The sequence below is a fragment of the Promicromonospora kroppenstedtii genome (assembly GCF_044389675.1).
Lineage (GTDB): Bacteria > Actinomycetota > Actinomycetes > Actinomycetales > Cellulomonadaceae > Promicromonospora > Promicromonospora kroppenstedtii.
In genome coordinates, this window is record NZ_JBIRYI010000005.1 from 14,097 (window position 1) to 36,317 (window position 22,221).

Annotated in this window: 21 protein-coding genes; 4 read left to right on the forward strand and 17 right to left on the reverse strand. The window is 70.3% G+C overall.

The annotated features are described in order from the left end of the window. Positions 1 to 24: 24 nt before the first annotated feature. From ACH47X_RS09250 to ACH47X_RS09265, 4 genes are all read right to left on the reverse strand, one after another. Complete coding sequence (locus ACH47X_RS09250) at positions 25 to 1,311, reverse strand: type II toxin-antitoxin system HipA family toxin (RefSeq protein WP_397403523.1); 1,287 nt, start codon at positions 1,309 to 1,311, stop codon at positions 25 to 27. After that, entirely contained in the window at positions 1,304 to 1,558 is a 255-nt protein-coding gene (locus ACH47X_RS09255) for a helix-turn-helix domain-containing protein (RefSeq protein WP_397403525.1), read from the reverse strand. Before ACH47X_RS09255 ends, ACH47X_RS09250 begins: the two co-directional genes overlap by 8 nt. A 93-nt stretch (positions 1,559 to 1,651) precedes the next feature. Beyond that, positions 1,652 to 2,353 carry a response regulator gene (locus ACH47X_RS09260; protein ID WP_397403527.1) on the reverse strand — a complete coding sequence of 234 codons (702 nt, stop codon included), beginning with the start codon at positions 2,351 to 2,353 and terminating at the stop codon, positions 1,652 to 1,654. Then, positions 2,353 to 3,879 (reverse strand): sensor histidine kinase, encoded by a 1,527-nt coding sequence (locus ACH47X_RS09265; protein ID WP_397403529.1) that lies wholly within the window; start codon positions 3,877 to 3,879, stop codon positions 2,353 to 2,355. The genes ACH47X_RS09260 and ACH47X_RS09265 overlap by 1 nt, the downstream gene beginning before the upstream one ends. A 123-nt stretch (positions 3,880 to 4,002) precedes the next feature. On the opposite strand from ACH47X_RS09265, the gene ACH47X_RS09270 reads away from it, so the two are divergent. Beyond that, the gene (locus tag ACH47X_RS09270; RefSeq protein ID WP_397403531.1) at positions 4,003 to 4,818 is read left to right on the forward strand and encodes a hydrolase; all 816 of its coding nucleotides are present in this window, start codon (positions 4,003 to 4,005) and stop codon (positions 4,816 to 4,818) included. 138 nt (positions 4,819 to 4,956) lie between these two features. Here ACH47X_RS09270 and ACH47X_RS09275 read toward each other — a convergent pair whose 3' ends face one another. Then, a complete protein-coding gene (locus tag ACH47X_RS09275; RefSeq protein ID WP_036964294.1) occupies positions 4,957 to 5,148 on the reverse strand; it encodes a YbdD/YjiX family protein in 192 nt (63 codons plus the stop codon). Next, positions 5,145 to 7,328, reverse strand: coding sequence for a carbon starvation CstA family protein (locus ACH47X_RS09280; RefSeq protein WP_397403533.1), 2,184 nt, complete (start codon positions 7,326 to 7,328; stop codon positions 5,145 to 5,147). The genes ACH47X_RS09275 and ACH47X_RS09280 overlap by 4 nt, the downstream gene beginning before the upstream one ends. Positions 7,329 to 7,594: 266 nt before the next feature. On the opposite strand from ACH47X_RS09280, the gene ACH47X_RS09285 reads away from it, so the two are divergent. Beyond that, entirely contained in the window at positions 7,595 to 8,413 is an 819-nt protein-coding gene (locus tag ACH47X_RS09285; protein WP_397403535.1) for a CPBP family glutamic-type intramembrane protease, read from the forward strand. A gap of 47 nt (positions 8,414 to 8,460) precedes the next feature. On the opposite strand, the gene ACH47X_RS09290 is transcribed toward ACH47X_RS09285, so the two are convergent. Then, positions 8,461 to 9,240 (reverse strand): DUF305 domain-containing protein, encoded by a 780-nt coding sequence (locus ACH47X_RS09290; protein WP_397403537.1) that lies wholly within the window; start codon positions 9,238 to 9,240, stop codon positions 8,461 to 8,463. Between the two features lie 250 nt (positions 9,241 to 9,490). Next, positions 9,491 to 10,864: an LVIVD repeat-containing protein gene (locus ACH47X_RS09295; protein WP_397403539.1), complete on the reverse strand. Its 1,374-nt coding sequence runs from the start codon at positions 10,862 to 10,864 to the stop codon at positions 9,491 to 9,493. Positions 10,865 to 11,145: 281 nt separating this feature from the next. Between ACH47X_RS09295 and ACH47X_RS09300 the strand changes: the two genes are divergently transcribed. After that, a complete protein-coding gene (locus tag ACH47X_RS09300; RefSeq protein ID WP_397403541.1) occupies positions 11,146 to 11,862 on the forward strand; it encodes a DUF305 domain-containing protein in 717 nt (238 codons plus the stop codon). Between the two features lie 117 nt (positions 11,863 to 11,979). Here the strand turns inward: ACH47X_RS09300 and ACH47X_RS09305 are convergent, their stop codons facing one another. The 5 genes from ACH47X_RS09305 to ACH47X_RS09325 all read right to left on the reverse strand — a co-directional run bounded on the left by ACH47X_RS09305 (position 11,980) and on the right by ACH47X_RS09325 (position 18,699). Next, positions 11,980 to 13,914: a hypothetical protein gene (locus ACH47X_RS09305; RefSeq protein WP_397404019.1), complete on the reverse strand. Its 1,935-nt coding sequence runs from the start codon at positions 13,912 to 13,914 to the stop codon at positions 11,980 to 11,982. A gap of 299 nt (positions 13,915 to 14,213) precedes the next feature. Then, a complete protein-coding gene (locus ACH47X_RS09310; RefSeq protein ID WP_397403543.1) occupies positions 14,214 to 15,422 on the reverse strand; it encodes an ROK family transcriptional regulator in 1,209 nt (402 codons plus the stop codon). A gap of 53 nt (positions 15,423 to 15,475) precedes the next feature. After that, a complete protein-coding gene (locus ACH47X_RS09315) occupies positions 15,476 to 16,342 on the reverse strand; it encodes a carbohydrate ABC transporter permease (RefSeq protein ID WP_121384661.1) in 867 nt (288 codons plus the stop codon). Further along, complete coding sequence (locus tag ACH47X_RS09320; RefSeq protein WP_397403545.1) at positions 16,339 to 17,283, reverse strand: carbohydrate ABC transporter permease; 945 nt, start codon at positions 17,281 to 17,283, stop codon at positions 16,339 to 16,341. The genes ACH47X_RS09315 and ACH47X_RS09320 overlap by 4 nt, the downstream gene beginning before the upstream one ends. Positions 17,284 to 17,286: 3 nt before the next feature. Continuing rightward, entirely contained in the window at positions 17,287 to 18,699 is a 1,413-nt protein-coding gene (locus ACH47X_RS09325; RefSeq protein WP_397403547.1) for an ABC transporter substrate-binding protein, read from the reverse strand. Positions 18,700 to 18,758: 59 nt separating this feature from the next. On the opposite strand from ACH47X_RS09325, the gene ACH47X_RS09330 reads away from it, so the two are divergent. After that, a complete protein-coding gene (locus ACH47X_RS09330; protein WP_397403549.1) occupies positions 18,759 to 20,174 on the forward strand; it encodes an MGH1-like glycoside hydrolase domain-containing protein in 1,416 nt (471 codons plus the stop codon). 37 nt (positions 20,175 to 20,211) lie between these two features. On the opposite strand, the gene ACH47X_RS09335 is transcribed toward ACH47X_RS09330, so the two are convergent. The 4 genes from ACH47X_RS09335 to ACH47X_RS09350 all read right to left on the reverse strand — a co-directional run bounded on the left by ACH47X_RS09335 (position 20,212) and on the right by ACH47X_RS09350 (position 22,184). Then, positions 20,212 to 20,631 carry a hypothetical protein gene (locus tag ACH47X_RS09335; RefSeq protein WP_397403551.1) on the reverse strand — a complete coding sequence of 140 codons (420 nt, stop codon included), beginning with the start codon at positions 20,629 to 20,631 and terminating at the stop codon, positions 20,212 to 20,214. A 224-nt stretch (positions 20,632 to 20,855) separates the two neighbouring features. Next, a complete protein-coding gene (gene rplI / locus ACH47X_RS09340) occupies positions 20,856 to 21,305 on the reverse strand; it encodes a 50S ribosomal protein L9 (protein WP_020013531.1) in 450 nt (149 codons plus the stop codon). Positions 21,306 to 21,322: 17 nt separating this feature from the next. Beyond that, positions 21,323 to 21,559, reverse strand: coding sequence for a 30S ribosomal protein S18 (rpsR, locus tag ACH47X_RS09345; protein ID WP_020013532.1), 237 nt, complete (start codon positions 21,557 to 21,559; stop codon positions 21,323 to 21,325). Between the two features lie 79 nt (positions 21,560 to 21,638). Further along, positions 21,639 to 22,184 carry a single-stranded DNA-binding protein gene (locus tag ACH47X_RS09350; protein ID WP_036964287.1) on the reverse strand — a complete coding sequence of 182 codons (546 nt, stop codon included), beginning with the start codon at positions 22,182 to 22,184 and terminating at the stop codon, positions 21,639 to 21,641. Positions 22,185 to 22,221: the final 37 nt, after the last annotated feature.

Sequence of the window (22,221 nt, forward strand, 5' to 3'; positions counted from 1 at the left end):
GGCCCCAGGAGCTTGCGCGGCCGGCTACACGGGTTTGAGGCTCCGGTTCAGGCCCGCGATGCCATCCTTGAACTGCTTGCGCACCGGAGCGCTGATCGCAGCGCCCGCCTCGTCGATCACCTGAGCGAATACCGCCGGGATCTCCTCCCACAGCTCTCGGCCGCGCAGGATCAGCCAGTCAGCATCGACTCCGAGGTCGACGGCAGCCTTCTCTACCTCGCTCCAGCCGATGCGTCGGATCTTGTACTCACCGCCAAGCTTCATGGCGAGCTTGCCCTGGTAGAAGACTTCCCGTTCGTCCATGACGAGCGCGGCGGACATCAGGTCATACAGCGGAGCGAGGGCAGTGATACCTCCTGCGTGGATCAGCGCGTAGTTCTTCGCGTGCGCGTCCGTGCCCGCGGTCAGCCAGTTGAACAGCACCGCCTCGGCGAACCTCTGCCTTGCGCGCCCGCGCCGCCGGGGAGCGACCACCGTTCCGAGCAGGGCCGCGATGTCCGCCACGGACGGACCCCCGTCAGCCTGATACTTGAGCGTCCGGGGCAGGCCAAGCGCTTGACACATGTCTTCCTGGTGGACTCGCCGGGGCGCAGCGCCCGGAGGCGCTGCCCCTGCCGAGTCCGTGCGATCGAAACGCTCGACGACGACGGCCAGCTCGTCCCCGAACCTGCAGAGCTCGGTCTCGGCAACGAGCAGGCCCAGCCTCCGCGCCGCCTGCATGGTCACGTACTCGGCGGCGTCGCTGCTGTCGAGGCGCGCGACACCGACCTTGAAGATGTGGGTACTGGGCGAGCGGCCCGTTGGCAGCCCCCACCCGCCATCGACACCCCGGGCCAGCGCGAACTTGCCCTGCTGACCACCGAGCGACCACCTGCCGCCGGTCTCCTCAAAGTCCCATGCACTGTCGTCCCGCCGGAGCGCCCGGAGGTGCGCCGCGATCTCGCCGTCGTCGAGCGGGACGAAGTCACCGGCGCTGTCGAACGTCTCGCCGTCACGCAGGAACTGAACCGCACCCGCACAGTCCACCCCCATGTGCTTGAGCAGGTTGAACGCCGTGACGCGGCGCTCGTCGAACTCCCGTGCCCATCGGACACGCACGTCGTCGTTGTCCGGCAGCAGGTTGTCGATCCAGGGTCGGACACTCGCATCGGCATGGTCCTGGACGAGGAGAGGAAGCGAGACGGACAAGGGAGTGGCTCCCGGCGCGGACCGATACACATCGTCATACCGAAACCGGAGCGACCCGTCGTCCGCCTGATCCAGCGTTCCGATGAAGGTGCCGTCGAACCAGACGGTGAGCCGCTCAGCCATCGCCGTCACCGATCAGGCGATCGAGCTGCGCGGACGCCTCGTCCGGGGAGACATCCACCACCAGGTCGACCCACTGAAGCGCACGCAGCACGAGGTCGAGCCGAGCATTCGGCGACCCCGACTCCACGGCCACCACCCACGCCCGGGAGGTCCCGACCGCATCAGCGAGCTGGGCCTGTGTCATCCCCTGGCGTGTTCGACCCTCGCGCAGCAGCGCACCCACGTCTGCGGCACTCGCGACACGCATCCGAGCCTCCCATGTCAGCGATCGGTGACATCCGCAGTGTATGTCACCGATCGTTGACATGCCCTCACCATGTCAGCGATCGGTGACATCAGTTCAGACCAGGCCCACCCGGTGGGCCAGGACCACCGCCTGGACCCGGTCGCGCAGGTGCAGCTTGGACAGCACGTTCGAGACGTGCGTCTTGATCGTCGCCTCGCCGAGGAACAGGGTCGAGGCGATCTCGGCGTTCGACAGCCCGGTGCCCACGAGCTCCAGCACCTCGCGCTCGCGCGGCGTGAGCTGGGCGAGGCCCGGGGGCGCCTGGTCCGGCGTCGGCCTCGCGGCGCCCGGCACGCCCGCCGGGCCGGCTGCGCCCGCCGGGCCCGACGGCGCCCGCTCGCCCGCCACCATCTGCTCGATCACACGCCGCGTGACCTGCGGGGCAAGCAGCGCGTGACCGGCGGCGACCGTCCGCACCGCCTCGACGAGGTGCTCCGCGTCGGAGTTCTTCAGCAGGAACCCCGAGGCTCCGGCCGCGAGCCCGTCGAACACGTACTCGTCGTGGTCGAACGTCGTCAGCACCAGCACCTTCGCCAGGTTCTCCGCGACGATGCGGCGCGTTGCCTCGATACCGTCCATGACCGGCATCTGCACATCCATCAGCACGATGTCGGGCCGCAGCTCACGGGTCAGCTCGATGGCCGCCGCGCCGTCACCGGCCTGGCCGACCACCTCGAAGTCGTCCTCCACCGAGAGGATGAGGGAGAAACCGGAGCGCACCAGGGCCTGGTCGTCGACCAGCAGCACGCGCGTCATCAGGCCACCTCCGTGCGGGCCCCGGTCCGGACCTGTGGCCGGACGGACGCCGCCGCTTCCTCCGGGGCGGGCAGCGGCAGCCGCACGCGCACCCGGTACCCGCCGGTCGCCCGCGGCCCGATCTCGACGACGCCCCGGTGCGTCGAGACGCGTTCCCGGATGCCGAGCTGCCCCAGCCCGGAGCCCGACGTCCCGTGGCGCGGCCGGCCGTCGTCGAGCACCTCCACCTCCGCGAACCCGTGCGCGAACCGCTCGTCCGCGAGCATCTCCGGGCTGCGCACCACGCGGAGCGTGACCGTCGCGGACCGGGCCGTCGAGTGCTTGCGCACGTTCGCCATCGCTTCCTGGGCGGTGCGGTAGAGGCTGAGCCCCATGGGGTCGGGCACGTCGCGTGCGGCGCCCGGGGGCTCCTCGACCTGACGGAACGTGGTGTCCAGGCCGTCGTGGTCGGCGGCGGCCAGCGCCGGGAGGTCGGCCAGCCCCGGTTCCGGCGCGCGGGAGGCGGTGTCCGGGCCGGTGGAGCCTCCGCCGTCGGGCACCGACCGCAGGGTGCCCACCAGGTTGCGCATCTGCGTCACACCCTCGCGCGACTCGCGCTCGATGGTCGCGAGGGCCTCCGCGGCCAGGGCGGGGTCCCGGTCCAGCACGCGCCGCGCCGCCGCCGCCTGGATACCGATGACGGACACGTGGTGCGCGACGACGTCGTGCAGCTCGCGTGCGATCCGGACCCGCTCGGTGACGACGGCCTGGTCGGTGAGCGCGGCAGCCTGCCGCTCGATGGTGACGGTCTGGTCGGCCAGCAGCTCGCGCCTGCACGCGGCGTTCCACTGCATCTGCCCCGCCAGCACCGCGCCGCCGAAGAAGGCGATGTTCATGATGACCTGGTAGATCGCGCTGGCGAGGTACGGGTCCACCTGGCCGGGCCAGTCGGCGGGCGTCGGGAACTCGTCCAGGATGGTCTCGATGCCCTGCTGCACCGCGAACATCCAGACGACCCACCCCAGCATCACCATGGTGCAGGCGCTGACCACGATCAGCATGGCCCGCCGGTCGCGCGCCCACGCCACGGCGGTGAACATCGCGACGAAGTACATGATCTGCATCGGCATGAGCATCGTGACCGCGGGGATGGTCAGCCCGAGCGCGAACCATGCCGCGTAGACGAGCACGAGCGAGATCAGCGGATAGCGGCGCCGCCACGCGAGCGGGACGGTGCTGGCGACGCCGAGGACGAAGACCAGCCAGATCGGCAGGTCGATGTCCTCGAACATGCCCATGCTGTGGCCGAGCTCGATCGAGAGGGCCGCGAACACCGCGAAGCCCGCACCGAGCAGCAGGTCCCGGCGGTAGGCCCGCTGCCCTGCGGGGACCCGCTCCCAGTCGGCGTCGACGCCGAACCACTCGGCCAGCCGGCCGAGGGCGCTTCCGGCGGGCACGCCGTCGGCGGCCCGTGCGGACGAGGCATCGGCGGGGCGTCCGGCGTCGGGCTGCCCGGAAGCGGGTGGTGGTGGTGGTGCTGCGGCCATGCCCCCAGGGTAGGAACCTGGGAGCCCAGGCGCTTCCGCCTTGAGGCGGAGTCTTATTGCTGGACATGACCGGCCGGCTGGCGCAAGGTGGCGAGCACCGGTCCGACGAAGGGAAGTCCGACGATGACGTTCTGGATCTGCAGCACCTGCGGTGTGGAGCACGACTCCCGGCCCGCGGTCTGCGCGGTCTGCGCCGACGAGCGGCAGTGGGTGCCCGCCGACGGGCAGCGGTGGACCACGCTCGACGAGCTCGCGGCCAACGGCGAGAGCATCGCGGTCGAGGAGCTCGAACCCGACCTGTTCGGCCTCGACACGGTGCCGGACGTCGGTATCGGACCGACCGCGAAGATCGTCCGGACGGCGGCGGGGAACCTGATGTTCGACGTCCCTGGCTACCTCGACGACGCGGCCGTCGCCGCCGTCCAGGATCTGGGCGGGCTGGCGTACATCGTGGCGAGCCATCCGCACATGTACGGGGTGCAGGTCGAGTGGAGCCGACGCCTGGGCGGTGTCCCGATCCTGGTCAGCGAGGCCGACGCCGGCTGGCTCGCGCGGACCGACGAGGCCGTCGAGCTGTGGAAGGGGGACCGCGAGATCCTGCCGGGTGTGACGCTGACCCAGCCGGGCGGGCACTTCCCGGGGTCCGTGGTGGCGCACTGGGCGGCCGGTGCGGAGGGCAGGGGTGTGCTGCTCAGTGGTGACACGATCTTCGCGAACCCGGACCGGACGTCGGTGTCGTTCATGCGCAGCTACCCGAACCGGATCCCGTTGTCGGGGGCGGTGGTGCAAAGGGTGGCGCGGCACGTGGCGCGGTTCGAGTTCGACCGGCTCTACAACAATTTCCGGGGCGTGATCCCGGTCGATGCCCGGGCGGTCGTGCTGCGTTCGGCGGACCGGCACGCGGCCTGGACCAGCGGCGCCAACGACCACCTCACGTAGGGAGCGCTGGCGGGCGCGGCCGGCGGGTCGCGCGATCACAGTGGTCGGTAGAAAGTCAGGTGGTCGGCAACTCGGGTTGCCGACCACCTGACTTTCTACCGATCACCCGCCCGACGGCGGAAGCGCCCGCTCACCGGCTCAGCAGCAGCGGGCGCCTGGGTCGGCGTCCTGGGCCGCGTACCGGTCCCGCCAGAACTCCCCGACGGTCGGCACCGCGGCGTCCGGGTGCACGCGGCGCAGGTGCGCCACGTACCGCTGGTAGTCGCTCTCGCCCAGCACGCCGGTGACGTACCAGGTCAGGGCGCGCCAGCCGCGGCGGAGCGAGCTCACGCGTGCGTCCCCGTCCTGAGCTTGTCCGGGTTCTCCTCGTAGTAGGCGGCCCACTGGGCAGCCACCTCCTTCTCGGCATCGGTCGGGATCAGGCCCGACGGCGCGAACGTCGCCGACCTCGCGTCCGGTTCCTCGGTGGTGGGCAGGCCGCCCGCCCGGATCGCCTTGACGCACACCCACAGCGCCACCAGGGCGACCACCAGGACGAGCACCGCGAAGACGATCGACAGCGTGCCCTGGAGGAACGTGTTGCGGATGACGGCGTCCATGGCGGCCGGGTCGGCCGCGGTGCCGAACGACGTCTCGCCCGCGGCCCGCGCCTCGCGGAACGCGTTGTGCTGCGCCCAGTACCCGAGGCTCGGTTCGGGCGAGAAGATCTTCTGGTACGACGCCGTCATGGTCACCGCGAGGTCCCACAGCAGTGGCACCGCGGGGATCCAGGCCCACCTGAGGTATCCCTTCTTCACCACGACGACGGTCACCAGGGCCAGCGCCATGGCGGCGAGGAGCTGGTTGGCGATGCCGAACAGCGGGAACAGCGTGTTGATGCCACCCAGCGGGTCGGTCACGCCCATCAGCAGGATGGCGCCCCACAGGCCGCAGACCACGATCGAGCAGATCCAGGCCCCCACGCGCCAGGACGGGTCACGGAACTTCTTGAGCGGGCCGCCGAGGTTGCCCAGGGTGTCCGACAGCATGAAGCGGGCCACGCGCGTACCGGCGTCGACCGTGGTGAGGATGAACAGCGCCTCGAACATGATCGCGAAGTGGTACCAGAACGCCTGCATGCTCGCCCCGCCCAGGAACGAGCCGAGGATCTGCGACATGCCGAACGCGAGCGTGGGGGCGCCGCCGGTACGGGAGATGATCGACTCCTCGCCCACGCCGTCGGCGGCGGACTGGATCTCCTCGCCCGTGACCGGCGGACCGGCCAGGCCGAGGCCGTTCACGTAGTCCGCCGCGGAACCCGGCTCGCCGCCCGTGAGCGTGGCCGGGGCGTTCATCGTGAAGTACAGGTGCTGGTCGATGGAGATGGCCGTGACCAGCGCCATGATCGCCACGAACGACTCGGTGAGCATGCCGCCGTAGCCGATGAGCCGGAGCTGGCTCTCCTTCTCGACCAGCTTGGGCGTGGTTCCCGACGAGATCAGGGCGTGGAAGCCGGACAGGGCGCCGCACGCGATGGTGATGAACAGGAACGGGAACAGCGAGCCGGCGAACGCCGGGCCGTTGCCCTCGACGGCGAAGCTGGAGACGGCCGGCGCCTGGACGGCGGGCTGCGCCACGATCACGCCCACGGCGAGCAGGATGATGGTGCCCACCTTCATGAACGTGGAGAGGTAGTCGCGCGGCGCGAGCAGCAGCCACACCGGCAGCACGGAGGCGAGGAACCCGTAGCCCACGATCAGCCAGGCGACGGTGACCGGCTCCAGCGTGAACGTCTCGGCGCCCCAGGGGGTGTCGGCCACCCAGCCGCCCGCGACGATCGCGAGCACCAGCAGCACGACGCCGATGATCGACACCTCGGACACCCGTCCCGGACGGATGTACCGCAGGTAGACGCCCATGAACAGGGCGATCGGGATGGTCATGCCCACGGAGAACACGCCCCACGGCGACTCTGCCAGGGCGTTGACCACCACGAGGGCGAGGACCGCAAGGATGATGATCATGATGACGAAGACGCCGATCAGGCCCGCGGCACCGCCGACCGATCCCATCTCGTCGCGGATCATCTGACCGAGCGAGCGGCCGCGACGGCGGGTGGACAGCCACAGGACGAGGTAGTCCTGGACGCATCCGGCGAGCACGGCGCCGATGATGATCCAGATGGTGCCCGGCAGGTAGCCCATCTGGGCCGCGAGCACCGGTCCGACCAGCGGGCCGGCGCCCGCGATGGCCGCGAAGTGGTGGCCGAACAGGACCCGGCGGTCGGTCGGGGCGAAGTCGCGGCCGTTCTCGTGCTCCTCGCCCGGCGTCGCGCGGTCGTCCCGAGGGCGCACCACCTTGTACTCGATCAGGCGGGCGTAGAAGCGGTACGCGACCACGTAGGTGCCGACGGCCGCGACCACGAAGTACGCGCCGTTGACCGACTCCCCGCGCACGAACGCGACCAGGGCCCACGCAACCGCCGCGACGACCCCGATCGCGGCGAAGATCAGCTTCTTGCTGGTGGTCATGGGTCTGCGGTCGATGACCGCGACCGGGGGAAGGTCCGGATTGTTCCGAACGAGCTCAACGTGCTCGGGTGAGCGCACGACGGCCTCCTTGCCGGGTGGCCGGCCCGTGGCGGGCCGGATGCTGGGTGAATCCTGACTACCCGCCGACTCTAGTTGTCCCGGAACACCAAGTACCAGGCCCGATCACTCGGAATCGACGTGTCAGACGTACAGATCCCTCCCGTGACCAGTACGTCTGACACGTGAGGTGTGGGAGTCTCGTCCCCGTGACCCTCACCCTGCCCACGCCGCTGGTCGGCCCGGCACGCCTCACGGCCGCCTTCCTCGTGTCCGCGTCCGCGATCCTGCTGTTCGCGATCCACATCCGGCCGATCGCGTACCTGCCGCTGGTGCTGGGTATCGCGCTGGGCCTGTGGGCCGACCGGGCTCTCGGCCGCGACCTGGCGCTGATCGGCGTGGGCATGGGGATCATCTCGCTGATCTCGTTGAAGGCCGACCTGTCCGACGCCGGGATGCTGCGCTTCACGCTCGCGCTCGGCGGGTCGGTGCTGGTGCCGTGGGCGCTGTCCCGGTTCGTGTTCCAGCAGGACACGATCCGGTTCCCTGTGGCGACCGGACAGCGCTGGAGCCGCGGACAGTGGATCTACCTCGCCCTCGTGGTGATCATCGGCTACCTCCTGCTGCCGTTCTACTTCCTGGGCTCGGGCGCGTACCTGAACTGGCCGGACCTGGAGGGCTCGCAGGACATCTGGCGGCTGTTCGTCGGCGTGAACGCCGTGGGCATCTGGGACGAGCTGTTCTTCATCTGCGTCGTGTTCGCCCTGTACTGCAAGCACTTCCCGATGTGGCAGGCCAACGTCCTGCAGTCGATGATCTTCGTGTCGTTCCTGTGGGAGCTCGGCTACCGCGAGTGGGGGCCGCTGCTGACCGTGCCGTTCGCGCTGGTCCAGGGCTGGATCTTCGCGAAGTTCAAGTCGCTCAGCTACGTGGTGGCGGTACACCTGCTGTTCGACGCCGTGGTGTTCGCCGTCCTGGTGCACGGGCACCACCCGGAGCTGTTCGACGTCTTCGTCACGGCGCCCTGACCGGGGCGACGACGCCGGCCTGGTCAGGGCGCCGTGGCGCCGTCCGGCTAGCTCGTCTGGTCGTTCGTGGAGCCCGGCCCGCCGACGGCGGCCAGCAGGTCGCGCACGTCCTCGACCTCGACCCGGATCGCGTCCGCCTCGGACTGCGCGAGCGCCACGGCCTCCGCGTCCGTGCCGCCCTCGATCTCCTCGTCCGCTGGCTGCAGCCCGCCGTAGTGGTGCTCGACGAGGGCCGCGAGCAGCGCGATGTCGAACTCCGAACCGTCGAGCCGGGCCATGGCGTCGATCTGCTCGTCGGTGAGCATGCCGTGGTTGCCGCCCTCGTGCGAGTGCGCGGTGGCACCGGCCCGGGGGCCGCTGCCGTCGTCGGGCACCTCGGTCTTCAGGCCGCCCTCGGCGAGTGCCAGCGCCTCCCGACCCGCCGCGGGGACCGGGATGTCCCGCGCCTCCAGCCAGGCGGCGAGCTCGTCGACCCGGCCCGCGGATGCCTCGCCGACCTCGACAGCCAGGGCCAGCACGTCGTCGTCGGTGGACCGCCCCGGGGCGAGCGCCGCGAGCTGCACGGCCTGCGCGTTGTGCTCGATCGCGACGGCGGCGTAGCCGGAGTCGGCCTCGGAGTACCCGGCGGCCTCCTGCTTGGCCGGGACGAGCACGCCGAGCCAGAGCAGCAGCGCCAGCACGACGGCGAGTCCGCCGGCGAGCACGGCGCCCATGATCCGCAGCCTGCGCCCCAGCCCGTAGGCCGACGACGGCGTCGTCGGCTCCTGGTCGGAGACCTCGCCCGACGGCGGGGCGGTGTCCTCGGTCGTCGAGTCCTGGGGCGTCATGTCCGGGAGGTTCCCATACAAGGCACCGTCCGCGCCATCACGGAAAACCCTCATGTGGTTTGCCGTCAGCAACGACCGGGCCTGACACTCCCCTTCACTCCCCTTCGAAGCCTAAGTTTCTCCGCTTTGAGCCAGTCGAAAGCGAACAAACTTAGGCCTCGAGAGCGAGGGCCGGGTACGGCCGAGGCCCACCGGCAAACGATCTGCCGGTGGGCCTCGGGGGTGTCAGACGTCGGAGACGGCTCTCGGGTCAGCGCCCGAACGACTCCTGCATCTGCGGGTTGAGCGACTTCTGCTTGACCCGCTCGGCCTTGCCGTCGATCGAGTCGTCGATGTCGAACGTGTCGAAACCGATGCCGAGGTCGTTCGAGTAGGCATAGCCGTTGTAGTAGTACGTCGACCAGGTGCCGCCGCTGCTCACGCCCTCGCCGCGGTCGAACCAGGCGAGCTCACGCGGGTTGGACGAGTCCGTGAAGTCGTACACCGAGACGCCGCCCTGGTACCAGGACTGGACCATGATGTCCTTGCCCTTGACCGGGATGAGCGAGCCGTTGTGCGCCACGCAGTTCTCGTCGGCCGTGTTGATCCGCGGGATCTTGTAGTACGACTTGAGCTCGAGCTCCTTCTTGCCGTGGCGCCCGCGCTCGATGTCGTAGATGCCGTTGGCGCCCAGCTCCGGCGCGTACTCGCCGGTGCAGGTCGCGAGACCGCCGCCGCCGAGCTCGTCGGTGAAGACCACCTTGGTGGCGTCGTTGTTGAACGTGGCCGAGTGCCAGAACGCGAAGTTCTCCGTGTCGCGCACCTGGCTGATCACCTTCGGACGCTCGCGGTCCTTGATGTCCATGAGGATCCCGTCACCCATGCACGCACCGGCCGCCAGGTCGTACTTGGCGTAGGTGGTGATGTCGTGGCAGCCGCTCGTCGTGGAGGCGCGGCGGTCGGGGTCACCCTCGTAGCCGCCGTCCGGGAAGAGGACGGGCGTGGAGACGACCTTGGCCGACGTCGGCTTCTTCAAGGGGATCTTCACGATCGAGACGAAGTCGTGCGGCGGCTGGCAGTCCGGGAACGTCGCGTTCGGCGAGTACGACGAGACGTAGGCGTACAGGTTCCGGCCGTCCTTGGACGGCGCGAGCGAGTGGGTGTGCGAACCGCAGGAAGTCTCGACCGACTTGATGTACTCCGGGGCGAGCGGGTTCGAGATGTCCCAGATCTTGATGCCTTCCCAGGCCGACTTCTCAGTCGCCGGGAGGGACGTCGAAGCACAGGAGTCGTCGCTGCGGGACGAGTCCGTGGACAGCACGAGGATGTCCTTGTAGACCGAGACGTCGTTCTGGGAACCGGGGCAGTAGACCTGCACGACCTGCTCCGGGTTCTCCTTGTCGGAGAGGTCGTACACGGTGAAGCCGTCGTAGTTGCCGGCGAACGCGTACTTGCCCTGGAACGCGATGTCCGAACCGGTGCCCTGGAGCGCACCGTTCTTGGGCTGGTTGCTCAGGTGGGTCATGTTCTCGGACGCGGTCTCGCCCGGCGGGACGTCCGGAGCTGCGACGTCCGCGGCGACGGGCGCCGCGAAGGCCGTGGCCGCGATCATCGCGGCCAGGGCGGCGCCTGCGGCGCCCCGCACACGAGGTCGGGTAAAGGTTGGACGACGCACGGGCGTCACACCTCCTAGGTCGGTTGTGGGCAGTGTTGCTCACAGGGACCTCTCAGGACCAGGAGTTTCGGGATCTTTAACATGGTGGTGACAAAGCGCCACCTAGTGGCGCGGAAGCGACATCGGGCTTGGTGTCCGCATGTGATGACCTGTTGGTAGATTCCGGCGCTAACGTCCTCCGATGGTCTGCGGCCACCCCGCCCATGACCGAACGATGACGCGGACTTCAGCCCGTACGAGAGGATCCGCCCGTGAAGACGCTGACAGGTGCCGGACGACGATCGCTTGTCCGGACGGTCGCGATCGGCCTGGCCGTGCTGGCGCCGGCCCTTGTGCTGTCCGCCTGCGGGCCCGACGAGGAGCCCGAGGAGGTCTCGACGCCGAGCTCCGTCGTGGTGCAGCCCGGCAAGCCCGGGGAACCGGCGCAGACCATCGCGCCCGAGGACTACGAGGGGGCGCCCAACGCCGAGGCGCCGTTCTCGAAGGCTGACGCCGAGTTCCTCACCGACATGATCTGGCACCACGGGCAGGCGGTCGACATGTCGGTGCTGGCGCCGGAGCGCGCGGAGTCCGAGCAGATCAAGACCTTCGCCACCCGCATCGACGTGGTGCAGGGCAGCGAGATCAAGCTGATGTCCGACTGGCTGGAGGAGAACGACTACCCCGTGCCGGTGACCGCCGAGAGCGGTGACGGCTCGGGCCCGCGAGCGCCCGGGCACGGGCACGACGCCGAGATGCCCGGCATGCTGAGCGAGGCCGAGATGGCCGAGATGGAGGACGCGTCCGGGGCCGAGTTCGACCGGCTGTACCTGGAGGGCATGATCAAGCACCACGAGGGTGCGCTGGCCATGTGCAAGGACGTCGCCGGGGCGGGCAGCGAGGAGCGGGTCCTGGAGCTGGCGAACAACATCGCGGCCGACCAGATGGCGGAGATCGACCGGCTGGACGAGATGCTCGACGCGCTCTGACGCGCTGACCGGGCTCGCCGACCCGGGACAGGACGATCGCCGGGAAACGGAGCAGGTGCTCCGTTTCCCGGCGATCAACGGAGGTCGGCGGCGGCCCCACCAGCCGCCGCCGACCGGTCAGATGCGGCGCCGACCCAGCAGGATCAGGCCCGCGACGGCGGCCAACGCACCGAGCGCTGCCGCGATGATCACGCCGACGCCGATCGCCCCTGTTGGTGCGCCGTCCACGCTGGATCGGAGCACACCGGTGCCGTCGGACAGCTGCGCCGTACCGGACGCGACGTCCGACGTGCCCGCGGCGAGCTTCACGGAACCGTCGGCGAGCTGCTGCGTGCCGTCGGCGAGGGTGACCGCACCCGCGGCCAGAGTGTGCGTGCCGTCGTCGACGGCACCCGTGCCTTCGACCAGGTCGCCCGCACCCTCGCGAGCGTCCTTGAGGCCGTCGCGCACCTTGACCGACCCGTCGGCCAGCCGCTGCGACTTCTCGACCTTGGGGACGACGCGGTCGCGCACCTCGATGATGCCGTCGAGAATCTGGCCGGAGCCGTTGTGAAGCTGGCCGACGCCGGAGACGAGCGCCGGCGTCTGGCCCGCCAGCGTGGCGTTGCCGTCGGCGAGCCGGTTCGCACCTGAGACCAGCTTGGGCACCCCACTCTTGAGCGCGTCAGCACCGGCAGCGAGCTCAGCGCTGCCGGCCGCCGCGCGCTCAGCGCCTCCGACGAGCCGTGAGCTTCCCGCGTAGGCCGAACCGACGCCCGCCACATACTGCTGAATTCCGGGAACAAGCTTTCCGGTGCCAGCATGCAGATCTGCCGCACCGCCCTTGAGCTGCTCCGAACCCGCTGCAACACGAGCCGCGCCCACGGCGAGCGGCTCGAGCCCATCGGACACCAGCTGAACGCCGCCGGATACCTGCGCAGCGCCTGCGGCCACGGACTGAGCGCCGTTGGATACGCCCGTCGCCCCCGCAGACAGGGTGCCGAGAGACGCGGCGAGACCGCCTGCGCCGTCACGAGCCTGCGCCGCTCCGGCGCTCACCTGCCCGGCACCGTCAGCCAGGCTGCCCGATGACGCAGCGAGCGCCTCGAGCTGCGCCTTCAGGGCCGGGTCGTCAGCGGCGCCGGCAAGCTGCGTCAGCTTCTGCTGCAGAGCTCGGTTGCCACCCTGGACCTGGTCCGCCCCGGAGACGAGGCCACCGATCTTCGTCGAGAGAGTGTCCGCACCGCCCTGCGCAGCAGCAACGCCCCCGGCCACCGCGGCCGCGCCGTCGGCCACGCTCTTTGCTCCTGCCGCCGTGTCGCCAGCGCCCTTGACAAGCGCGGGAGCGCCCGCCTTCAGTTGCTGAGCGCCCGCAGCCACCTGGTCCGCTCCCTCGTCCAGAGCCACAGCACCCGTCGCGAGGGCACCTGCGCCTTCCTGGACCGAACTCGTCCCGCCAAGAATCACCTTGTTGTTGGCGGCAAGCTGCGACAACCCGGAGTTGAGCTCCTTGTTGCCGCCATAGAGCTGGGCGTTCCCATCGGCGAGCCGGTTCGCCCCGTCGATCAGCTTGGGCGTCCTGCCGCTCAGCGTCATCAGACCGGTCTGCAGCTCCGCGGACCCGTCCGCGAGCCGCTCCGCACCTTCCGCCAGCGCCGGCGCCTTGGTGTTGAGCTCGCCGAGCCCGTCGTTCAGCTTCGTCTGACCAGCGGTGAGCAGCAGCGACGCGTCGGCCAGGTCCGCGACGTCCGACGCGGTCTCGGCCGTGCCGTCGGCGATCTGCTTGGACCCGTCGTGCAGCTTGATCACACCCGCGCGCAGCTTCGCGGCACCTGCGTCGAGCTCCTCGGTCCCGTCCGCGAGCTTCTCCGCGCCCGGCACCACGTCGTTCTGCACGCCGTTGTTGAGCTCGGTGGCGCCGGCGCTCAGGTCGCCGACGCCGGAGACCAGCTCAGCCTGGACGCCGTCGTTCAGCGTGCTCGCGCCGTCGTCGAGCTGGACCGCGCCGTCCGCGACGCTGCCCTGGAACAGGAGCATGAAGGCCGTGGCCACGATGGCGCCGACCAGCAGCATGGCCACGCCAACGGCTGCGAGGATCGTCGGTCCGGGTCCTGATCGTGGTCTCGGTGATGCATGAAGCTGCGTCATCGGTTCGCCTCTCGCTCTGCGGGCTTCGTCGCCCCGCGGAAGTTGTCGGACCGGCGCCCCTGCCCGCCGGGCTCGCCGCCGTTGGCGAGCACGAAGCCCGTGATGGTGGGCATCTGCGCAGAAGTTACCCGCGCGTTCAGTCCTGCGGAACGCTTTTACTGATCACAACTCAGTAAAGGAGAGAAGATCACCCACTCGCCCGAAACGGTTCTACTGATCCGAAGTCAGCCGAGCCGCGCGTCGACCGCGTCGGCCGAGAACCGGTCGTCGACGGCGACCCGCGCCAGCCCGACGAGCACGGCGTCCGCCCCCAGCGCGGCGGCCCGGATCCGCAGCCGGGCGGTTGCCCGCGGTTGCGCGCCCGCGTACACGCCCGCCCGGATGCCCGCGATCATGGCCGGCACGGCCAGCTCGCCGGCCACGACGAGGTCGGCAGGGTTGAGCACCCCGACCACCACCGCCAGCACGCGCCCGATCAGCCCGGCGGCCCGTTCGAGCTCGGCCGTGACGAGCGGGTCGCCGCCCTCTGCGAGCGCCCGCAGCTCGGCCAGGGATCCGACGTCGGACCCTGCCTCCCCGAGCCGGCGCAGCAGCGCCGTGCCGCCTGCCTCCGCGGCGAGACAGCCCCTGCGGCCGCATCGGCAGACGGCGTCGCCACCCACGTCGACGTGCCCGATGTCGCCCGCCCCACCGTCGGTCCCGCGATAGGTGCAGCCGTCGATGACGAGGCCTGCCCCGAGGAACCGTGACACCTTGACCAGCACGAACGGCTCTGGCCGACCGGTTCGGCCGGAGCCGAGCTCGGTGAACTCGCCGTACGCCGTCGCGTCGGCGTCGTTCTCCAGGTGCACCGGCACGTCGAAGCGGGCGCGCACGGCCTCGACCACGGGCCACGCACCCCAGCCGGGCATGACCGGTGGGTCGGACAACCGGTGGTCGTGCGGGTCCACGGGACCGGGCACCGACAGCGCGACCCCGCCGACGGAGGCCGGTTTGATCCCGGCGTCGGCAAGCAGCGTGTCGAAGCCGTTCAGCAGCTCGGGCAGCACGGTCTCCGGCCCGGCGGCGAGGTCGACGGCCAGCGGCATCCGTGCCAACAGCGTCCCGTGCGGGTCGACGACGGCGAGCACCGCCGCGTCCGAGGTGTGAGCGTGCGAGTCCCCCGAGTGCGCGGCATCGTGCGCGGGCTCGCCGAGCTCCAGCGCGGCCACGAGCACCAGCGAGTCGGCCGGGTCGAACACGAACCGCTCCGAGCGCCGTCCGCCGGTCGCGCCCGCGTCCCCCTGGGCGCGGACGATGCCCGCCGCCACCAGCGCGTCGATGCGCTGCGCCACGGTGACCCGGGACAAGCCCGTCGCCTCCAGCACCTGGATGCGCGTCGTCGCCCGCCCGCTCCGGATGAGCTGCAGGATCTCGCCCGCGCCTGCTGCCACGTTCTTCCTCAGTTCTTTCCCGGGCCGACCAGCCCTCACTCGTGCCGGGCGGATCAGCCCTTGTCGGCCCCCGCGGTCAGTCCCTCGGTGAGGGCACGCTCGGCCACTCCATACAAAATCACGATCGGGACGGTGAGGAGCACGCTGCCCGCCATGAGAACCGTCTTCGACACCTCCTGACCGTCCGCGAGGCGGGTGAGGCCGAGGGAGACCGTCCACAGGTCCTGCTTGGCCGACAGGAACAGCAGCGCGAACAGGAACTCGTTCCAGGCGATCATGAACGAGTACAACGCTGTCGACATGATGGTCGGCATCGCGAGCGGCACGGTGATGCGGGTCATGATCTGGAACCGGGAGGCGCCGTCGATCACGGCCGCCTCGTCGATCGACTCGGGGATGCCCGCGAGGTAGTTGCGCAGCATGTGCACCGAGACGGGCACCGTCAGCGCGATGTACGCGATGACCAGCCCCACCAGCGACGAGCCGAGGCCCAGCACCTGGAACCCGACGAACACGGGCACCGCGATGATGATCGTCGGGAACAGGTACACGGCCAGGAACAGCCACGAGACCTGCGAGCGCCCGGCGAACCGCAGCCGGGTGAGCGCGTAGGACGCCGGCACCACGAGCGCCACGGTCAGCGCCGACGCCGCCACGGCGACGACGGCGGAGTTTCGCATGAAGCGCCCGAACCCGTACCCGCCGTCCTCCTCGGAGGCCAGCACCGCACGGTAGGTCTCGGTGGTGATCCGGTCGAGCTGGGGCAGCACCCGCAACGGGTCCCGCAGCAGGTCGTCGATGCGCACGAAGCTCAGGCTCAGCATGTACACGAACGGGAGCACGGTCGCCGCGACGAGCGCGACGATGACGACGACGCGCAGCACCCGCAGCACGCTGCTCTGGACCGACACGGCGCTCATCGGTTCTCCTCCCGCTGCCTGGCCGTGAGCCGCAGGTAGATCGCCAGCGCGACCCCCAGGAACACGGCCATCACCGCGGCGGTCGCGCTGGCGCCGCCGATGTCGCTCGACCCGGTGAGCTGCTCGAACACTCGCACCGAGGCCACCTGCGTCCCGGCGGCGCCGCCGGTGAGCAGGTAGACGTCGTCGAACTCGTTGAAGGCCATGACCATGCGGAACAGCACCAGCAGGGCGATCGTGGGCAGCAGCTGGGGCAGCACCACGAACCGGAACTTCTGCAGCGGTGTGGCGCCGTCGACCACGGCGGCCTCCTCGATCTCCTTGCCGAGGCCCGTCAGGGCCGCCCCGAGAAAGAGGAACGCGAACGGGAAGTACCGCCAGATGTCGTAGACGATCACGGTGCCGAGCGCCGTGGGCGCGGCGGAGAGGAAGCTGACCGGGTGCTCCCAGCCGAGCACCTGCGTGCCGAACGCGTTGACCACGCCGTACTGCGGGTTCAGCGCCACCTGCCACACGAACGTGGTGGCCACGACCGGTGCCACGTACGGCAGGAGCATGACGGCGCGCAGGGGCGCGCGGAACCGGAACCGGTCCCGGAACGCGAGCGCCGCCACGAGGCCGACGGTGATCGACCCGACGGTGGTCGCCACGGAGTACTGGACCGTGGTGACCAGCGCCCGCCAGAAGGCGGGCGCGGTGAGCACGTCGGCGTAGTTGTCGAGCGTGAGCTCGTTGAACAGGCCGTTGCGCGCCACGTCCACGTAGCGCGCGTCCTGGAAGGACAGCACCACGGTCCAGACGATCGGCACCACGATGATCGCGGCCACGACCAGCACCACCGGCGCGACGAGCGTGATCCCGTCGCGGTTCTCCCGCCCGCGTAGCTTCGAGGTCGCCCCGCCCGACCCCGGGCGGAGACGACGCTCTCTGACCCGCGCCATGGGTCAGTCCCGGCCGGCGATCTCGGCCACCGCTTCCTGCATGGCGGCCTGCGCCTGCGCGGCGTCCACGCTGCCCGACCCGAGGTCGGCCGCCGCCTTGGCGAGCGGCAGCTCGCTCGTGATCGGGCCCAGGATCGCGCCCTGCCCCTGCGGCAGCGCCCAACGGTCGGCGGACGCCGGGGCGGCGGCCAGGGTGTCGGTCACCTCGGCGGGCCAGACGTCGGAGAACGTCTGCCGGGAGTCGATGCCGATCTCCAGCCCGGACCAGGCGTCCGTGTACTCGGTCGGGTTCTCGGCCGTGCCCGTCCGCACGGGGACCTTGCCCTCGGGCGCCATGGCCAGCCAGTCCACGTAGGCGTCGGACATCATGTACTCGACGAAGTCCGCGGTCTCGGGGTCCGCCCCGTCGGTGATGCCCCAGGACACGAACTCGACGTAGCCGGCGGCGTCCCCGCCGTCGCCGCCCGCCGACGGCCCCTCCACCACGGGTACCACACCGGTGTTCTCGGCGAGCCAGCCCGGGTCGTCCGCGCACTCGTCGCACGACGGTGTGAACTCCTCCCGCAGGCCGGCCATCTCGTCCAGCAGGAACGACGACCAGACGGTCATGGCCGCCTGCCCGGCGAAGTATGACGCGCGGGTGGACTCGACGCCCTGCGAGCCCTCCGGCGAGAAGTCGGCCGCCAGGGCCCCGTACAGGTCGATCGTCTCGGTGCACGCGGGGCTGTCGAGGGTGGCCTCCCCGGCGTCGTCCACGAGCTCGCAGCCGTTGCCCTGGGCCAGGAACTCCAGCGTCTGCTGCGTGAACGGGTCGGCCGCGTCCGTGGACAGCGTGATCCCGTACCGCCCGTCGGCCGACAGCTCCTCGGCTGCGGCGCGCAGGTCGTCGTACGCGGCGGGCGGCTCCAAGCCCGCCTCCTCGAAGAGGTCGGTGCGGTAGTAGACCATCATCGGCCAGGCGTCGGACGGGACGGCCAGCAGCTCGTCGCCGTCGCTGGTCAGCTCCAGGGCCTCGGGCGTGAAGGTGTCGGCGCCGAGCGCGTCGACCACCTCGGCGGCCGCGTCCCGGTCGAGGTAGCCGTCCCGGTCGAAGGACCGGACCAGCCCCGGGCTGATCGCGTTGACGACGTCGGGCATGTCCTCGCCGGAGAGCGCCGCGGCGGACAGGAGCTGGGAGACCTGGTCCTCCTCGACCGGCACCAGCTCGGTCTCCAGACCGGAGTCCTCGGCCCAGACGTCCATCGCGGCCTGCTGGATCGCGAGGCGCTCGGGCTGGGTCTCGACCGTCCAGACGGTGACCGTCCCGTCCGACTCAGGGCCTCCGCTGCCGCAGGCGGTGAGCGTGACGACCACTGCCACGGCGGCGCCCGCCGCGATCGTGAGGCGGGCCGTAGCCGCGCGATGGTGCCGGAGCATGACTTCTCCTCGTCGTCGAGTGAGTAGATCCGCACTTATGTCTAGCCTACTGTCGAAAGATGTACAAGGACTTTGAGGAAGATGCGGCCGACGCCGCCATCCGCGTCCTGAACAGCAACTGGACCGGCCGGCACACCGTCCCGGCGACCGGGCTGTACCCCCACCAGTGGAGCTGGGACTCCGCGTTCGTCGCGATCGGGACGCGGCACCACGCACCGGCGCGCGCTCGGGCCGAGCTGGTCACGCTGTTCGACGCCCAGTGGGCCGACGGACGGGTGCCGCAGATCGTCTACGACGTCGGTCGTGACGACGACTACGCGCCCGGGGCGGGGTTCTGGGGTGCGGCGACCTCCGGACTGGTGCAGCCGCCCGTGCACGCGTGGGCCGCATGGCTGGTGCACTGCGCGGACCCGGCCGGGTCCGCGCGGGAGGGCTTCCTCGCACGGTTGTACCCGCGGCTCACACGCTGGCACGGCTACCTGCACGGACCTCGCCGGGGCGGCGTCGGGCTGCCGGTGACCAAGCACCCGTGGGAGACCGGGACCGACAACTCGCCGCTGTGGGACGCCGCGCTCGAACGGGTGCCGCCCCGGTCGCGCACGCCCGTACGACGACCGGACCTGCGGCACGCCGGCACCGGCGAACGGCCAGGGAGCCGCGACTATCGCCGCTACTACGGGCTCGCCGAGACCTACCGCGACGCCGGCTGCGCCGACGACGCGCCGATCGGCTTCGGCATGGTGTGCCCCCTGTTCAGCACGCTGCTGGCGGTCTCGGAGCTCGCTCTCGGCCGCATAGCGGCCACGCTGCCCGACGCCGGACGTGGGCCCGGTGTGGACGTGGGGGGCGCGGCGCACAGGGTGCCCGGCGCGCACGAGGCGGCGGCCGCCCGCGTGGCCGTCGCCATGGACGAGCATCTCTGGGACGAGAATCTGGGTCTATACGTCGCGCTCGACGACACGACGGGGCGGACGGTCCGGCGGGCGACCGTCAACGGCCTGGCCCCGTTGCTTCTCGCCGGCGTTTCGACGCGCACCGGTGCCAGCACGACGACAGGTGCAACTGCGGACAGGAGGGCGGGCACCGCTGCGGGCGGACGGGCGGGCCTGGCGCCGGGCCGCAGCGAACGGCTGCTCACGACGCTCGCCGGACCGGGGTTCCTCGGCGGCGGACCGTACCTGCCGAGCACCTCGCGCGACGACCCCGCGTTCGACCCAGCCCTGTACTGGCGGGGGCCAGCGTGGTTCAACACGTCGTGGCTGCTCCTGCGCGCCGTGCAGGCTCTGGGCCAGGACGAGCCAACAGCCCGCCTGCGCGAGCACTTCGCTGTGGCCGCGCCCGGGAAGTTTCCCGAGTACGTGGACCCCGACACAGGGGCCGGCCGCGGGACCCACCAGTTCTCGTGGACTGCGGCACTGACCCTGGACGTGCTGCTCTCGGACGAGTCAACGGTGTTCCCAGGCCCCGGACGCTGAACCATCACGGGAGGCGCGAGATCGCCGGACGGCGACCTCATCGGTCGCGGCACGCCTGGGGAATCTCCAGCGAGTCCGGCGAGGCACCTCCGAACGGAGACAGCTCGTAGGTGTGGCACGGGTCGTAACCGTCGGGGGCTTCGAGATGGACGACTATCCGGTACCCCTCGCCGAACTGCCCTCCCCACTCGACCGGTGACGTGTTGCTGAAAACCGAATCGATATCCGACTGCTCCAAACGGCCCTGTGCCGCACGAGTCTCCAACTCGTACTCAAATTTGTCGATCAGGTTCTCGTAGAACTGGACGTTGTATCCATCACTGGGGTTCGTCATCCCGAGACCGGGCAGGAACTGCATCAGCAGCACCACGCCCAGGACCCCGGCGAGGACGAGCGAAAGGAGCACCACGATCGCCCATTCCGGCCAGCCAAGCCTCATCTCGCGACGACGGGTCACGGCACCACACTCTCCAGAGATTCGATCGAAGACGCCTATACCTGGCCGCAGGTGGGACATCTACCCAGCGATTGCGCCCGAAAACAGCCGTGCTTCGGGCGCAATCGCTGGGTAGAAGCGCACTTTCTGCGACCTCGCCGACTCGCCCCGGCACAACAGAAAGCCCCGGCTCCCACAGGGGGAACCGGGGCCTTCTCGCGATCAGGCGATCAGCCGAGCGATGCTCAGCCGGCAACGACCTGGACGCCGATCTTGGCCGACACCTCGGGGTGCAGGCGGATCGACACGGTGTAGTCACCGGTCGTCTTGATGGACTGACCGATCTCGATCTTGCGCTTGTCGACCGACGGGCCGCCGGCGGCGGCAACCGCACCGGCGATGTCCGCCGTGGTCACCGCGCCGAACAGACGGCCACCGGGGCCGGCGTTCGCCGTGACGACGACCGGCTTCGCGGACAGCGAGGAGGCCAGGGCCTTCGCGTCGTCCAGCGAGGCGATCTCGCGGGTCTTGCGAGCCTTGCGGATCGCGTTGATGTCGGACTCGGCGCCCTTGGTCCAGGGGGTCGCCAGCGAACGCGGGATGAGGAAGTTACGGGCGTACCCGTCCTTCACCTCAACAACGTCGCCGGGCTCGCCCAGGCCGGTCACCTCGTGGGTCAGGATCAGCTTTGCCATTGTTCTCGATCCCTTCCTCAGCGAGCCGTCGACGTGTACGGCAGCAGGGCCATCTCGCGGGCGTTCTTCACGGCCTTCGCGATCTGACGCTGCTCCTGGACGGAGACGCCGGTGACGCGACGGGCGCGGATCTTTCCGCGGTCGGAGATGAACTTGCGCAGAAGCGCCGTGTCCTTGTAGTCGATGTTGGCGATCTTCGCGGACTTCAGCGGGTTGATCTTCTTCTTGGGCTTGCGCACCACAGGCTTCGCCATGGTGTTGCTCCTTCGTCAGGTGCTGCTCACTTCGCCTGGCGGGCTGTATGAGCACAAAAGGTGAACTGGGTGGTAACGGTTAGAACGGCGGGTCGTCCGAGAACGAGCCGCCCGACGACGCCGGGCCTGCCGTGGCCCACGGGTCGTCATTGCTCTGACCGCCACCGGAAGAGCTGAATCCTCCGCCGGAGCCGCCGCCCTGCTGGCCGCCGCCTCCGTTGTAGCCACCGCCGCCGCCGCCGAAGCCGCCGCCACCGGACCGCTGGGCCCGGGTGACCTTGGCCGTGGCGTAGCGCAGGGACGGACCGATCTCGTCCACCTGCAGCTCCACGACGGTGCGCTTCTCGCCCTCACGGGTCTCGTAGGAGCGCTGGACCAGGCGACCCTGCGCGATGACGCGCGTGCCCTTGGTCAGCGATTCCGCGACACTCTCCGCGGCCTCGCGCCAGATGGAGCAGCGCATGAACAGGGTCTCCCCGTCCTTCCACTCGTTGCTCTGGCGGTCGAAGGTCCGCGGGGTCGACGCCACCGTGAAGTTGGCGACCGCCGCACCGGAAGGGGTGAAGCGCAGCTCCGGGTCCCCGGTGAGGTTCCCGATCACTGTGATGACAGTTTCACCAGCCATGCCAATTCCTCGATTCAGTCGACGTTCCGTACGCGGT

Excerpts from the sequence above, each read along its gene's own strand:
- rpsR (WP_020013532.1), bottom strand. The coding sequence starts at position 21,559 with ATGGCGAAGCCTGTGGTGCGCAAGCCCAAGAAGAAGATCAACCCGCTG.
- ACH47X_RS09265 (WP_397403529.1), bottom strand. The coding sequence starts at position 3,879 with ATGGCCGCAGCACCACCACCACCACCCGCTTCCGGGCAGCCCGACGCC.
- ACH47X_RS09260 (WP_397403527.1), bottom strand. The coding sequence starts at position 2,353 with ATGACGCGCGTGCTGCTGGTCGACGACCAGGCCCTGGTGCGCTCCGGT.
- ACH47X_RS09280 (WP_397403533.1), bottom strand. The coding sequence starts at position 7,328 with ATGACCACCAGCAAGAAGCTGATCTTCGCCGCGATCGGGGTCGTCGCG.
- ACH47X_RS09315 (WP_121384661.1), bottom strand. The coding sequence starts at position 16,342 with ATGAGCGCCGTGTCGGTCCAGAGCAGCGTGCTGCGGGTGCTGCGCGTC.
- ACH47X_RS09320 (WP_397403545.1), bottom strand. The coding sequence starts at position 17,283 with ATGGCGCGGGTCAGAGAGCGTCGTCTCCGCCCGGGGTCGGGCGGGGCG.
- ACH47X_RS09290 (WP_397403537.1), bottom strand. The coding sequence starts at position 9,240 with ATGACGCCCCAGGACTCGACGACCGAGGACACCGCCCCGCCGTCGGGC.
- ACH47X_RS09250 (WP_397403523.1), bottom strand. The coding sequence starts at position 1,311 with ATGGCTGAGCGGCTCACCGTCTGGTTCGACGGCACCTTCATCGGAACG.
- ACH47X_RS09330 (WP_397403549.1), top strand. The coding sequence starts at position 18,759 with ATGTACAAGGACTTTGAGGAAGATGCGGCCGACGCCGCCATCCGCGTC.
- ACH47X_RS09305 (WP_397404019.1), bottom strand. The coding sequence starts at position 13,914 with ATGCTGCTGGTCGGCGCCATCGTGGCCACGGCCTTCATGCTCCTGTTC.
- ACH47X_RS09270 (WP_397403531.1), top strand. The coding sequence starts at position 4,003 with ATGACGTTCTGGATCTGCAGCACCTGCGGTGTGGAGCACGACTCCCGG.
- ACH47X_RS09350 (WP_036964287.1), bottom strand. The coding sequence starts at position 22,184 with ATGGCTGGTGAAACTGTCATCACAGTGATCGGGAACCTCACCGGGGAC.
- ACH47X_RS09325 (WP_397403547.1), bottom strand. The coding sequence starts at position 18,699 with ATGCTCCGGCACCATCGCGCGGCTACGGCCCGCCTCACGATCGCGGCG.
- ACH47X_RS09255 (WP_397403525.1), bottom strand. The coding sequence starts at position 1,558 with ATGCGTGTCGCGAGTGCCGCAGACGTGGGTGCGCTGCTGCGCGAGGGT.
- rplI (WP_020013531.1), bottom strand. The coding sequence starts at position 21,305 with ATGGCAAAGCTGATCCTGACCCACGAGGTGACCGGCCTGGGCGAGCCC.